This is a genomic window from Paracoccus lutimaris (assembly GCF_003337565.1).
Taxonomy (GTDB): Bacteria; Pseudomonadota; Alphaproteobacteria; order Rhodobacterales; family Rhodobacteraceae; genus Paracoccus; species Paracoccus lutimaris.
In genome coordinates, this window is sequence record NZ_QPJL01000013.1 from 89,921 (window position 1) to 102,661 (window position 12,741).

At 64.5% G+C, this 12,741-nt stretch carries 12 protein-coding genes; 10 read left to right on the forward strand and 2 right to left on the reverse strand.

All coding sequences use genetic code 11. From position 1 onward, the window contains the following. Positions 1-137 precede the first annotated feature (137 nt). The 6 genes from purQ to DFP89_RS12915 all read left to right on the forward strand — a co-directional run bounded on the left by purQ (position 138) and on the right by DFP89_RS12915 (position 8,182). The gene (purQ, locus tag DFP89_RS12890; RefSeq protein WP_114349795.1) at positions 138-806 is read left to right on the forward strand and encodes a phosphoribosylformylglycinamidine synthase subunit PurQ; all 669 of its coding nucleotides are present in this window, start codon (positions 138-140) and stop codon (positions 804-806) included. A gap of 93 nt (positions 807-899) precedes the next feature. Continuing rightward, positions 900-2,693 (forward strand): sensor histidine kinase, encoded by a 1,794-nt coding sequence (locus DFP89_RS12895; protein ID WP_114349796.1) that lies wholly within the window; start codon positions 900-902, stop codon positions 2,691-2,693. A gap of 16 nt (positions 2,694-2,709) precedes the next feature. After that, positions 2,710-4,035 carry a sigma-54-dependent transcriptional regulator gene (locus DFP89_RS12900; protein ID WP_114349797.1) on the forward strand — a complete coding sequence of 442 codons (1,326 nt, stop codon included), beginning with the start codon at positions 2,710-2,712 and terminating at the stop codon, positions 4,033-4,035. A 16-nt stretch (positions 4,036-4,051) separates the two neighbouring features. Continuing rightward, entirely contained in the window at positions 4,052-4,264 is a 213-nt protein-coding gene (locus tag DFP89_RS12905) for a hypothetical protein (RefSeq protein ID WP_114349798.1), read from the forward strand. Positions 4,265-4,743: 479 nt separating this feature from the next. Next, positions 4,744-7,362, forward strand: coding sequence for an Rne/Rng family ribonuclease (locus tag DFP89_RS12910; protein ID WP_114349799.1), 2,619 nt, complete (start codon positions 4,744-4,746; stop codon positions 7,360-7,362). A gap of 76 nt (positions 7,363-7,438) precedes the next feature. Beyond that, the gene (locus DFP89_RS12915; RefSeq protein WP_114349800.1) at positions 7,439-8,182 is read left to right on the forward strand and encodes a cytochrome c biogenesis CcdA family protein; all 744 of its coding nucleotides are present in this window, start codon (positions 7,439-7,441) and stop codon (positions 8,180-8,182) included. Here DFP89_RS12915 and DFP89_RS12920 read toward each other — a convergent pair. After that, positions 8,179-8,979, reverse strand: a complete 801-nt coding sequence (locus DFP89_RS12920) for an enoyl-CoA hydratase (RefSeq protein WP_114349801.1) — start codon at positions 8,977-8,979, stop codon at positions 8,179-8,181. The genes DFP89_RS12915 and DFP89_RS12920 overlap by 4 nt on opposite strands. Before the next feature lie 88 nt (positions 8,980-9,067). Between DFP89_RS12920 and DFP89_RS12925 the strand changes: the two genes are divergently transcribed. The 4 genes from DFP89_RS12925 (at position 9,068) to rpsI (ending at position 12,111) form a co-directional block, all read left to right on the forward strand. After that, positions 9,068-9,490: a PaaI family thioesterase gene (locus tag DFP89_RS12925; protein WP_114349802.1), complete on the forward strand. Its 423-nt coding sequence runs from the start codon at positions 9,068-9,070 to the stop codon at positions 9,488-9,490. Positions 9,491-9,570: 80 nt separating this feature from the next. Continuing rightward, positions 9,571-10,962 carry a glucose/sorbosone family PQQ-dependent dehydrogenase gene (locus DFP89_RS12930; RefSeq protein ID WP_220269838.1) on the forward strand — a complete coding sequence of 464 codons (1,392 nt, stop codon included), beginning with the start codon at positions 9,571-9,573 and terminating at the stop codon, positions 10,960-10,962. Between the two features lie 199 nt (positions 10,963-11,161). Beyond that, a complete protein-coding gene (gene rplM, locus DFP89_RS12935; protein ID WP_114349803.1) occupies positions 11,162-11,626 on the forward strand; it encodes a 50S ribosomal protein L13 in 465 nt (154 codons plus the stop codon). Between the two features lie 2 nt (positions 11,627-11,628). Then, the gene (rpsI, locus tag DFP89_RS12940) at positions 11,629-12,111 is read left to right on the forward strand and encodes a 30S ribosomal protein S9 (RefSeq protein WP_114349817.1); all 483 of its coding nucleotides are present in this window, start codon (positions 11,629-11,631) and stop codon (positions 12,109-12,111) included. 401 nt (positions 12,112-12,512) lie between these two features. Here the strand turns inward: rpsI and DFP89_RS20535 are convergent. Further along, on the reverse strand, positions 12,513-12,741 hold a 229-nt coding region (locus tag DFP89_RS20535), incomplete at its 5' end, for a hypothetical protein (RefSeq protein ID WP_220269839.1).

Below are 12,741 nucleotides of genomic sequence, written 5' to 3' on the forward strand. Positions count from 1 at the left end.
GGGGCCGGGGGGAATCCCGGCCCTTTTCGCTTACGGCGCTGTCCGATGGATATTTGGACATGGAAGAAGTCAAAGCGGCTTAACAGCGGGCGCGCTCTGGGCTAAAGGGGCGGCAGGGTCAAAACCGGAGTCGTGCCATGAAAGCTGCCGTCATTACCTTTCCCGGATCGAATTGCGACCGCGATCTTGCCGTGGCGCTGGATGCTGCCGGGGCAGATGTGGTGCGGCTGTGGCACAAGGACGAGGCGCTGCCGGCGGGCATCGATCTGGTCGCGGTGCCGGGCGGGTTTTCATTCGGCGACTATCTGCGCTGCGGCGCCATCGCCGCGCATTCGCCGATTGCGCGAGCGGTGCGCGAGCATGCGGCACGCGGCGGCTATGTGCTGGGGATCTGCAACGGCTTTCAGGTTCTGACCGAGTTGGGCCTGCTGCCCGGCGCCTTGATGCGCAACTCCGGTCTGACATTCATCTGCCGCGAGGTCGGTCTGCGGGTCGCGACCTCGGCCAGCCCCTATACCAGCGCTTACGCCCCGGGCGATGTCATCACCGTGCCGGTTGCGCATCATGACGGGAATTACCAGATCGATGCCGAAGGTCTTGCCGCGCTGAAGGATCAGGACCGCATCGCCTTTACCTATGCCGCGCCGGTCAATGGCTCGGTCGAGGATATCGCCGGGGTTCTGTCGGAAAACCGCCGCGTGCTGGGGATGATGCCCCATCCCGAACGCGCCGCCGAGACTGTCCATGGCGGCACTGATGGCGCGAAGCTTTTCGTGTCGCTGATGCGGGATCTGGTCGCCGCCTGACCGGGGCGGGCCGATCCCAGCCGCCTGACTTGAGCGACGCCCCGTCGCGCATTAGACTGCGAAGGCCCCCGTCGGGGATGGTGCCGGAGGCTCATGCAAGAGGATGATCACGCAGCCACGAATGGCGATCAGCGGACTGGCCGGGCCAGCCGCTGGGGGCTGCGCGGTGCCATCGCGCTGCTGCTGGTCGCGGCGGCGGCGACGATCTGGTTCACCAATGCCTGGCTGACCACGCGCTTTTCGGAAACCACGCGGGTGCGGACCGAGCTGCGCTCGGCGCTGTATACCGGGAACCTGTTGTCGGAATTGCAGCGCACCTCGGTCGTGCCCCTGTTGCTGGCGCGCGATCCGTCGCTGATTCTGGCGCTGTCGGGGAACAATTTCTCGGGCAGTTCGGCGCGGCTGATCTCGGCCCAGAAGGAAATCGGCGCGGCTTCGATCCGGCTTCTGGATGCTTCCGGGCGGCTGGTCGGATCGACCGACCGCAATCTGCTGGGCAAGAACTACGTGCAGGAGCCGTTCTTTGTCGAGCCGCTGCGCTCGAAGGACACCGTGTTCAACGTCACCACCAATCCGCAGGGCGGCTATGAGTTCACCTATTCCCGGGCGGTGGTCTCGGACGGGCGCACGCTGGGGGTGGTCGTCGTCGGCACCGATCTGACGCCTCTGGTGCGGTCCTGGGCGGGAATTTCGGACGCTATCGCGGTCACCGACAGCGAGGGCAACATCATCCTGTCCACCGAGCCGCGCTGGCGCGGGCTGACCTTGCCCGAGGCGCTGGCGGTGCGCTCGGCGCCCTCGGCCATCTCGCGGGCGTTTCAGGTGACGGCGGACTGGACCTCGCCCGCCGCCGACGCCTATCTGCAGGGCAAGGCGGTGATGCAGGCCGAGACGCGGATCCCCTTCCGCGGCTGGAAGATGATCTCGTTCACCACCTATGATTCGGTGCGTGAGCGGGTGAATGCGGTTCTGGCATTGGTCATCATGGGCTTTGCCATCCTGCTGGCGGCGGCGTTCTATCTGCTGTCACGGCGGGCGCGGGTCGAATCGGCGGCCTATATGCGCGAATCGGCCGATCTGCGGGCGCTGAACATGCGCCTGACCCGCGAGATCGCCGAACGCGAGCGCGTGCAGAAGGAATTGCGCGTGGCCGAGCAGACCGTGCAGCAATCCTCGAAACTGGCGGCCCTGGGCGAGATGTCGGCGGGCGTCAGCCATGAGCTGAACCAGCCCCTTGCCGCGATGAAGACCTATCTGGCCGGCGCACGTCTGCTGCTGCAGCGCGGGCGCGGCGAGGAGGCGCTGTCCAGTTTCCAGCGCATCGACGATCTGGTCGAGCGCATGGGCGCCATCACCCGGCAGCTGAAATCCTATGCCCGCAAGGGCGGCGAGGCCTTTGAGCCGGTCGACCTGCGCGCGGCGCTCTCCAGCGCGCTGGTGATGATGGAGCCGCAATTGCGCAGCCGCACCATCCGTTTGCAGCGCAATGCGCCGCGTTTTCCGGTGATGGTCTATTGCGACCGTATCCGGCTTGAACAGATCATCATCAACCTGCTGCGCAATGCCGTCGATGCGATCAAGGGCATCCGCGACCCCGCCATCGAGATCACTGTCAGCGCCGGTTCTCACGCTTTCTTGTCCGTCCGCGACAACGGGCCGGGTGTCTCGGACCTGGAAAATCTGTTTGAACCTTTTTTCACGACCAAGACCCCCGGTGAGGGCACCGGGCTTGGGCTTGCGATCTCGTCGGGGATCGCGGCAGATTTCGGAGGTCGGCTGACCGCGCATAATGCATCTGATGAAGGCGGCAAGGGCGCCGTCTTTGAACTTGAACTGCCGCTTCTGGATCCGGGCCGCAAGACGGGCCCCCGGATGGCCGCAGAGTAAAATGAGGTAATGGCCCATGAGCCGCACGTTAAAGATAGCCGTTGTCGACGATGAACCGGATATGCGCGAATCGATCAGCCAGTGGCTGGTGCTTTCGGGCTTTGATACGGAAACCTTTGCCAGCGCCGATGAGGCGTTGAAGGTGATAGGCGCCGATTGGCCGGGCGTCGTCGTCTCGGATATCCGCATGCCGGGCATGGACGGGATGGCTTTCCTCAAGCGGTTGATGGGTATCGATTCGGGCCTGCCGGTCATCATGATCACCGGTCATGGAGACGTGCCGATGGCGGTCGAAGCGATGCGCATCGGTGCCATGGACTTCATGGAAAAGCCTTTCAACCCTGAGCGCCTGACCGAGCTGGTGAAAAAGGCCAGTCAGGCCCGGCGGATGACGCTGGACAACCGTGCCCTGCGCCGCGACCTGTCCGAGGGCCAGCAGGTCATGTCCAAGCTGATCGGCGCCAGCCCGGTCATGGACCGCCTGCGCGAGGACATCCTTGATCTGGGGCAGGCCGATGGCCACGTGCTGATCGATGGCGAAACCGGCACCGGCAAGACGCTGGTTGCCCATGCCCTGCATGCCGTGGGGCCGCGCGCCAGCAAGAAATTCGTGCCGATCTCCTGCGCTGCCTATAATGACGAGGTGCTGGCCGCCAAGCTCTTCGGCCCGGTCGAAAACGGTCTGCCCGCTGTCGAGGAAGCGCGCGGCGGTACGCTGTGCCTTGAGGATATCGAGGCACTGTCCGACCCCCTGCAGGCGCGGCTGCTGGCCTTTATCAGCGATCAGGGCAGCCCGGCCGAGACGCGGATCATCGCCATTTCGAATGCCCGCGGCGAAGGCCGCAAGGCCGAGGATTCGCTGCGGCCCGACCTGTTCTATCGCCTGACCGCGCTCAAGATCACCCTGCCGCCCTTGCGTTCGCGCGGCGAGGATATCCTGGCGCTGTTCAACCGCATGACCGAGCAATTCGCCGAGGAATATGGCTGCGAGCCGCCGCAGGTCACCGCGCAAGAGGCCGCCCAGCTGTTGCAGGCGCCCTGGCCCGGCAACGTGCGCCAGCTGATCAACGTGGCCGAACGCGCTGTCCTGCAGAACCGTCGCGGCTCGGGCTCGATCGCGTCGCTGTTGATGGCGGATGGCGAGGAAACCCAGCAGGCCACCACCACCGAGGGCAAGCCGCTGAAAGAATATGTCGAAAGCTTCGAAAAAATGCTGATCGACAATACCATGCGCCGCCACAAGGGCAGCATCGCCGCCGTCATGGACGAACTGTGCCTGCCGCGCCGGACCCTGAACGAAAAGATGGCCAAATACGGGCTGAGCCGGGGCGACTATCTGTAACGTCCCGGGGGTGGGCATGCGTTTTCGCACCGAAGCCGTCGGCGGCTACAATCTGGACGGCCTGATCCAGCTTGCTCTGCTTTTGCTGGCGGTGTCGGTCGGCGGGGTGATCATGCTGGCCGTCGCCGCCTGCCGCTATGCGGCCGGGCGGCCCTTTGTGGCGCTGCTGATTGCCGGGCTGGTGATGGCCGCGCCGCTTGCGGCCTTGGCCGTGTTCCTGCTGGGCTGAGCGTCCCGCCGGGCCGGCAGGCGGACCCGCGCCGAGGGGGCGCCCGCCCTTACGCTCTTGAACAAATGGCAGGCGGCTTGCGAAAAACCGATTGTATCGGCGGCGCCTTCGCCGCTATCTTGCCAGTCATGGGGATGTTTGCGCAACTTTGGGTTGCCAACCCCTGCCAGTTTCGCAGCGCGTCCGTCAGCCGCGACACCCGAAAAGTGCCGGTGTACGACGCGCGGAAAATCAAGCCCATGCCCCTTGGGGCCTCTGGGTCACGTCATCGCCGCCCGGCCCGCATCCGCGGAAAGGGCCAAGAAAGGTAACAGACGCGATGGTTCGCGCAGCGCAGCTAGATCGGCAACGGCGGCAGGGGGAAGCCCTTTCCGCCGCGATTGCTGTTGCGCGCGCGTCCGTTGTCGTCCTCATACATGACAGTCGTATCTTGCCCCCGCCCACGGGCGGGCCGATGCGGCTGCCCGAAAGACGGAAACATGTCAAAGAAAATGCTGATCGACGCCACCCATTCCGAGGAAACTCGGGTGGTCGTGGTCGACGGAACCAAAGTCGAGGAATTTGATTTCGAGACAGTCAACAAGCGGCAGCTTGCTGGCAATATCTATCTGGCCAAGGTGACGCGGGTCGAACCCTCGCTGCAGGCCGCCTTCGTGGATTACGGCGGCAACCGCCACGGCTTTCTGGCATTCGCCGAAATCCATCCCGATTATTACCAGATCCCCGCTGCCGACCGCCGCGCCCTGATCGAGGAAGAGCGTCAGGCCGCCGCCGCCGAAAGCGAAGAGGCCGAAAAGCCCAAGCGCAATGGCCGCCGCCGCAAGGCGCCCAAGGCCGCCGCCGCCGACAATGGCGATGCGGTTGCCGTCTCGGACGATATTCCGGGCATGACCATCGTCGATACCGAGGCTGCCGATACGCTGCTGGAGGATGAGACCGCCGGCAACGAGCCCGCCGAACTTGCGGTGCAAGAGGCTGCCCCCATCGAATGCACGCCCGAAGAGGCCGCCGCAGCTGCCGAGGCCGCAGCGGACGACCATGCCGAGGACGCGGGTGAGGATGACGGCATCGAATCCATCGCCGAAGAGGACGTGACCGAAGAGATTCGCGCCCCCAAGCGTCCGCGCGCGCGCCGCTACAAGATCCAGGAAGTCATCAAGGTCCGGCAGATCATGCTGGTTCAGGTCGTCAAGGAAGAGCGCGGCAACAAGGGCGCGGCGCTGACCACCTATCTGTCGCTGGCGGGCCGCTATTGCGTGCTGATGCCGAACACCGCGCGGGGCGGCGGGATTTCCCGCAAGATCACCAATGCCGCGGACCGCAAGAAGCTGAAGGAAATCGCCTCTGAACTGGAGGTGCCGGAAGGCGCCGGTCTGATCATCCGCACCGCCGGCAGCCAGCGCACCCGGACCGAGATCCGCCGCGACTATGAATATCTGATGCGGCTGTGGGAACAGATCCGCGAACTGACCTTCAAATCCATCGCGCCGGCGCCGGTCTATGAGGAAGGCGACCTGATCAAGCGCACGATCCGCGACATCTACAGCAAGGAAATCGACGAGGTTCTGGTCGAGGGCGAGCGCGGCTACCGCACCGCCAAGGACTTCATGAAGATGATCATGCCGTCCCACGCCAAGAACGTGAAGCATTACACCGACCAGATGCCGCTTTACGCGCGCTTCCAGGTGGAAAGCTATCTGGGCGGGATGTTCAACCCGACCGTGCAGCTGAAATCCGGCGGCTATATCGTCATCGGCGTGACCGAGGCGCTGGTCGCCATCGACGTGAACTCGGGCCGGGCCACCAAGGAAGGCTCGATCGAGGACACGGCGCTAAAGACCAACCTTGAGGCCGCCGAGGAGATTGCCCGCCAGCTGCGGCTGCGCGACCTTGCCGGTCTGATCGTCGTCGACTTTATCGACATGGAAGAGCGCAAGAACAACGCCGCTGTCGAGAAACGCTTCAAGGACAAGCTGAAAACCGACCGGGCGCGGATTCAGGTCGGGCGCATCTCGGGCTTTGGTTTGCTGGAAATGAGCCGCCAGCGCCTGCGTCCGGGGATGCTGGAATCGACCACGCAGCCCTGCCCGCATTGCCATGGCACCGGGCTGATCCGTTCGGACGACAGTCTGGCGCTGACCATCCTGCGCGCCATCGAGGAAGAGGGCACCCGCAAACGCTCGCGCGAAGTGCTGGTCAAGGCGCCGATCGCCGTCGCCAACTTCCTGATGAACGCCAAGCGCGAGCATATCGCCGGGATCGAGGCGCGTTACGGCATGTCGGTGCGGGTTGAGGCCGATCCGACGCTGATCTCGCCCGATTTCGCCATCGAGAAGTTCAAGACCGCGACCCGCAACGTGCCCGAAGTGGTTTCGCCGGTGGTCTCGGTCGATGCGCGGCTGATGGCGCAGATCGACGATGAGGAAGTCGCCGAGGAAGAGGACGACATCGAAGAGGCGGTCGAGGCCGAGGCCGAGGACAGCAGCGACGAGGCCCGCAGCGAAGCTGGCGAGCAGGGCGAGAATGGCGGCAAGACCCGCCGCCGCCGTCGCCGCCGTCGCCGTGGCGGCAAGAATGGCGAAGGCGAGGGCGAGAACGGCGACGAGGCGCAGGCCGATGCAGGGGACGCCGCCGAGGTCGAAGTCGTGGCCGAGATCACCGAGGCGGCTCCGGCCGAGGTTGCCGCAGTTGACGCTGGCGAGGAAGACGCCAAGCCGCGCCGCCGCACCCGCTCGCGCCGCCGCAAGTCGGATGATGCCGAGGCCGCTGCCGAATCGGTCGCAGAACCCGTTGCCATCGAAGCCGTTGCCGAAACCAGCGTCGAGACCGCCGAGATCGTCGATCTGAGCGCGCTGCCCGTGAGTGAGCCTGCGCAGATTGTCGCAGAGGAACCGGCTGAGGAAACTGCTGTCGCAGAGGCTGCGCCCGAGGTCGTGGCCGAGATTGCCGCCGAGGTCGTGGTGGCCGAGGTTCAGCCCGAACCCGCCGTGGCGCCGGAAATTCCGGCCTCTGCCGCCCCGGCGCAGATACCCGAACCGGAACTGGCCGAGGCCGAAGATACGCGTCCCAAGCGTCGCGGCTGGTGGTCCTTGGGGTAACGCCCTGTCGGCCATGACAAAAGAGTGAGGGGCGCGGGGCTTTCCCGCGCCTTTTTCATGGCGCAATCTGCCGCTCATGTTTGGAATCGAGCTTGCAGACGCCGCCTTCCTGCCCGCCGCGATGGTCGCGTTGCTGGCCGGGATCCTGTCATTCCTGTCGCCCTGCGTGCTGCCGATCGTGCCGCCCTATCTGGCCTATATGACCGGGGTGGGGGTCGGCGGGCTGAAATCGGGCGAACGCAGCGCGGTCGTGCCGGCGCTGTTCTTCGTGCTGGGCCTGTCGACGGTCTTTCTGCTGATGGGCATGGCGGCCTCGGCCTTTGGGCGGCTGTTCCTGCAGTATCAGGAATATCTGGTCAAAGCCTCGGGCGTGGTGATCGTCATCATGGGCCTGCATTTCCTGCGCCTGTTCCGCATCCCCTTTCTGGATACCGAGGCGCGGATGGATGTCGGTGACCGGGGCGGCAGCGCGCTGGGGGCCTATGTGCTGGGGCTGGCCTTCGCCTTTGGCTGGACACCCTGCATCGGCCCGCAACTGGGCATGATCCTGTCGCTGGCTGCCGGCGGCGCGGCGGTCGAGCGGGGCATGGCGCTGCTTGCGATCTATGCGCTCGGGCTGGGGGTGCCGTTCCTGCTGTCGGCGATCTTCATCAACCGCGCCATGGGGCTGATGAACCGCATCAAGCCGCATCTGCGGCTGATCGAGCGCGTCATGGGCGCGTTGCTGGTCATCGTCGGGGTCGCGCTCTATCGCGGCGATTTCGCCCGATTTGCCTATTGGCTGCTTGAGGCCTTTCCGGGGCTGGCGCTGGTCGGCTAGTCCCAGTCCGGCGGGCGCTTTTCCAGAAATGCCTGAATGCCCTCGGCGGTGTCAGTGCGCATCAGGTTCTCGCACATGACCGGGCCGGTCGCGGCATAGGCATCACCCAAGCCCATGCGGGATTGCTGGTGAAAGGCGCGCTTACCCAGCCGCACGGCGGCGGGCAGCTTCGCGGCGATCACCTCGGCCAGCGCCATGGTTTGGGCGGCCAGTTGCTCGGGCGGGGCAATGCGGTTGATCAGGCCCAGTTCACGGGCGCGGGAGGCATCCATGAACTCGCCGGTGACCAGATATTCAAAGGCCGCGCGGGGCGGGATGGCGCGGGACAGCGCCACCATGGGGGTGGCGCAGAACAGCCCGATATTGACGCCGTTCACGCCAAAGCGCACGCCCTCGGCCGCGACGGCCATGTCGCAGCTTGCGACCAGCTGGCAGCCGGCGGCGGTGGCGATGCCCTGCACCTCGGCGATGACCGGCTGGGGCAGGGCGGGGATTTTCTGCATCATCGCCGCGCAACGCGAAAACAGCTGCTCATAGGCGGCGCGGCCGCCGTCGCCATCCTCGCGCGCGGCCTGCATCTCGCGCAGGTCATGGCCGGCGGAAAAGGCCTTGCCCGAGGCCGCCAGAATCACCACGCGGATATCGTCATTCGCGGCGATCTCGTCCAGCTCCGCCTCAAGCGCATCGATCATGGCCAGGGACAGGGCGTTGAAGTTTCCGGGGCTGTTGAGAACCAGCCGCGCGACCGGCCCCTGATCCTGACGCAGCACCAGCGGCTGCGGGTTGCCGTCCTTCATCCTCGTCTCCCTCGCTGACGTTACGATGCGGCTTGCCATCGCCGGGTCCCGCGATTCAGTCTAGCCGCGTGCGGGGCAGGGGGAAAGCATGGCACTTGCAATGGATTGCGCGACGCTGAACGGGTTTCTGGACCGGGTGTTCCCGCAGATCTCGGATCAGGTCCGGGTCGAATCGGTGGATGCGCAGATGCTGGTGGCGCGGCTCAGGGTCGATGACCGCCACCTGCGCCCCGGCGGCACGGTCAGCGGTCCCGCCATGTTCGCGCTGGCCGATGTCACCATCTATCTGGCGATCCTGGCCCGGATCGGAGAGGTGGCGCTGGCCGTGACAACCAATGCCTCGGTCGATTTCATGCGCAAGCCCGAGGCGGGGCGCGATCTGCTGGCGGAGTGCCGCATCCTCAAGCTGGGCCGCGTGCTGGCGGTGGGCGATGTCCTGATCCGCTCGGACGGGGTGGATCAGCCGGTGGCGCGTTGCTCGATGACCTATTCGATCCCGCCCAAGGGATAGGCGGCGCCGAATCGGCTTGTCGCGACGAAGTTCAGCGGGGCTAATGGATTTCTTCGCAGTTTCATCCCGGAGGAATCGCCATGACGTCCCAGAACCGCCTGCTTGCCTGTCTCATGTCCTCGGCCGCGCTTGGTGTCGCGTTGACCGGCGCTGCCGCCGCGCAGGGTGTCGAGATCGTCGCCGACAAGTTCCAGTCTCGGGTGGTCGCGGCCGATCTGGGCTCGCCTTGGGAAATCACCTATGGCGCCGACGGCCATCTGTGGGTGACCGAGCGCAAGGCCGCGCAGATCACCCGCATCGACCCGACCAGCGGCGAAAAGGCGGTGCTTTACAAGTTCGAGGACGCCTATACCGGCGAAACCGCGCATGAGGGGCTGCTGGGCATGGCGCTGGATCCGGCGCAGAACCTTGTCTATGCCGCCTATGTCTATGATGGCGACGCGGGCGAGGCGCTGGACCGCCGCATGCGGGTGGTGCGCCTGACCCATGATCCGGCGTCGAATACGCTGGGCCAGCCGCAAACGGTGATCGAGGGGCTGATCGCGGGCGACGATCATAATGCCGGGCGGCTGAAGCTGGGGCCGGACGGGATGCTCTATCTGACCCAGGGCGATCATGGCGCGAACCAGTTCGGCAATTTCTGCAAGCATGTCGCTGCGCAGGATCTGCCCACCGCCGAGCAGGTCGCGGCGGGCGATGTCTCGGCCTATCAGGGCAAGACCCTGCGGATCGCGCCCGATGGCGGGATCCCTGCTGACAACCCGGAAATCGCCGGTGTGCGCAGCCATGTCTATACCTATGGCCATCGCAATCCGCAGGGCATCGTCTTTGGTCCGGACGGATCGCTGTTTCAGTCCGAACAGGGCCCCAAGACCGATGACGAGGTTAACCTGCTGCAAGCTAGCGGCAATTACGGCTGGCCCTTTGTCGCCGGTTTCCGCGACGATCAGGCCTATGTCTATGGCGCCTGGGCCGATGCGCCCGATTGCGCCAGCCTGACCTTCAGCGACTATGAGATCCCCGACTCGGTGCCCAAGCATGTCGAGACCGACTGGGCCGAGGATTTCGTCGAGCCGATGAAGACCTTCTTCACCGTCAGGAACGGCTATACCTTCCATTATGAGAAATGCGGCGACATGGCCTTCATCTGCTGGCCGACCATATCGCCCGCCAGCATCGACTATTACGCCGCCGACGCGGTGCCGGGCTGGAAGAATTCGCTTCTGGTGACCAGCCTCAAGAATGGCGCGGTCTATCGGCTGGGACTGAACGCGGATGGCAAGTCGGTGCAGGGCGATATTGAAAAGCTCTTCGACAGCCAGAACCGCTATCGCGATCTGGCGATCAGCCCGGATGGCAAGACCATCTTTGTCGCCACCGACGCGGGCGGCATCACCCGCGCGACAGATGGCGGCACCAGCAACCAGATGGCCAATCCCGGGGCGATTCTGGCCTTTACCTTCGGCGAGTGATCATTCCGCCGGGCGCGGCCGAAAAGCGGCGCCCGGCCCGGATTTTCGCCCCGTTTTCGGGGCTTGCAATGTGGTGTTTAGATACCTATTTCGCAACGAATTGTTTTTGCTTGTATAATCGTCGCTCGACGCACTTGACCGGAAAGCGGCTTTCGCCGATACACCCACATCTCGAATTACACCCCAAAAGGGACGACCGATGAAAACCTATACCGCGAAACCGGCGGATATCGAGAAGAAGTGGATCCTGATCGACGCAGAGGGCGTCGTTCTGGGCCGTCTTGCCTCGATCGTTGCGATGCGCCTGCGTGGCAAGCACAAGCCGACCTTCACCCCCCACATGGACATGGGCGACAACGTCATCATCATCAACGCCGACAAGGTGCAGATGACCGGCGACAAGCGCGATGCCAAGAAATACTACTGGCACACCGGCCACCCGGGCGGCATCAAGCACCGCACCGCGCGTCAGGTTCTGGAAGGCGCCCATCCCGAGCGCGTCGTGATCAAGGCCGTTGAGCGCATGATCTCGCGCAACAAGCTGGGCAAGCAGCAGATGACCAATCTGCGCGTCTATGCCGGCGGCGAGCACCCGCATGAGGCACAGCAGCCCGAAGTTCTGGACGTCAAGTCCATGAACGCCAAGAATACCCGGAGCGCATGAACATGGCCGAAGACATCAAGACCCTGGACGACCTGAAATCGGTCACCACCGGCACTGTCGTTGCCGAAGCTCCGATCCGCGAAGCGCAGCGCGACTCGCTGGGCCGCGCCTATGCCACCGGCAAGCGTAAAGACGCTGTTGCCCGCGTCTGGGTGAAGCCCGGTTCGGGCAAGGTCGTCGTGAACGGCAAGGACATTGCCGCCTACTTCGCGCGTCCCGTGCTGCAGATGATCCTGCGCCAGCCCTTCGAGGTTGCCGGCGTCGTCGGTCAGTATGACGTCTATGCTACCGTTGCTGGTGGCGGCCTTTCGGGTCAGGCCGGTGCGGTCAAGCACGGCATCTCGAAAGCCCTGCAGCTGCACGAGCCGAGCCTGCGCGCCGCGCTGAAAGCCGCGGGCTTCCTGACCCGCGACTCGCGCGTCGTCGAGCGGAAGAAATATGGCAAGGCGAAAGCCCGTCGTTCGTTCCAGTTCTCGAAGCGCTGATTGGCTCTTCTCTATACGATACGAAAACGCGGTCCCTCGGGGCCGCGTTTTTCATTTCCGCCGCCGGTTTCTTTCGCATGGCGGGGCAGGGGGTGATTCCGCGGCCGGGAATCGCCGCAGGCGCCGATTCTGCGCCTGCCGGCGCGGCCATGGCGCGAATCCCGATGGCTCGGCAGGGGATTCTCGCCCGGCGACTCGCCACTTTGCGGTGAATCGGGGCTGGAAAAGGACGAAAACCGCCCCGGATGAGTCGTGCTTTCCAGGATTGCCTTCATGGTGTCAGCTAAGACGGCATGGGCCTACGACTTTAATCTTTATTAAGATCAGCAAGTTAAAACTTTTCTTCGTGGAATCTGCATTTTTCGGCTTGCGGCCCTGATCGTCTGACCCTAGATACCCGCTCACCGAAACGGCGACGCCGGATCGGACGGGGCCCAGCGGGGCGCGACGAAAAAAGTTGAGACACGCTCTTGACGGCATCGAAGCGGATCGCTAAATAGGGTTTCTGCCTCGGAAACGGGGAAAAATCGGGAAGTTGATGGCTTGACGGCGCCACGAAGGAAATGGCGCGGTTCAGGTTGTTTTGTTTCCCCTGCTTTTTGACATTGCGAGATATCTGAAGAGATATGT

What these genes read in the sequence shown, in the direction of transcription:
- purQ (WP_114349795.1), top strand. Translation starts at nt 138, where the DNA reads ATGAAAGCTGCCGTCATTACCTTTCCCGGATCGAATTGCGACCGCGAT.
- DFP89_RS12895 (WP_114349796.1), top strand. Translation starts at nt 900, where the DNA reads ATGCAAGAGGATGATCACGCAGCCACGAATGGCGATCAGCGGACTGGC.
- DFP89_RS12900 (WP_114349797.1), top strand. Translation starts at nt 2,710, where the DNA reads ATGAGCCGCACGTTAAAGATAGCCGTTGTCGACGATGAACCGGATATG.
- DFP89_RS12905 (WP_114349798.1), top strand. Translation starts at nt 4,052, where the DNA reads ATGCGTTTTCGCACCGAAGCCGTCGGCGGCTACAATCTGGACGGCCTG.
- DFP89_RS12910 (WP_114349799.1), top strand. Translation starts at nt 4,744, where the DNA reads ATGTCAAAGAAAATGCTGATCGACGCCACCCATTCCGAGGAAACTCGG.
- DFP89_RS12915 (WP_114349800.1), top strand. Translation starts at nt 7,439, where the DNA reads ATGTTTGGAATCGAGCTTGCAGACGCCGCCTTCCTGCCCGCCGCGATG.
- DFP89_RS12920 (WP_114349801.1), bottom strand. Translation starts at nt 8,979, where the DNA reads ATGAAGGACGGCAACCCGCAGCCGCTGGTGCTGCGTCAGGATCAGGGG.
- DFP89_RS12925 (WP_114349802.1), top strand. Translation starts at nt 9,068, where the DNA reads ATGGCACTTGCAATGGATTGCGCGACGCTGAACGGGTTTCTGGACCGG.
- DFP89_RS12930 (WP_220269838.1), top strand. Translation starts at nt 9,571, where the DNA reads ATGACGTCCCAGAACCGCCTGCTTGCCTGTCTCATGTCCTCGGCCGCG.
- rplM (WP_114349803.1), top strand. Translation starts at nt 11,162, where the DNA reads ATGAAAACCTATACCGCGAAACCGGCGGATATCGAGAAGAAGTGGATC.
- rpsI (WP_114349817.1), top strand. Translation starts at nt 11,629, where the DNA reads ATGGCCGAAGACATCAAGACCCTGGACGACCTGAAATCGGTCACCACC.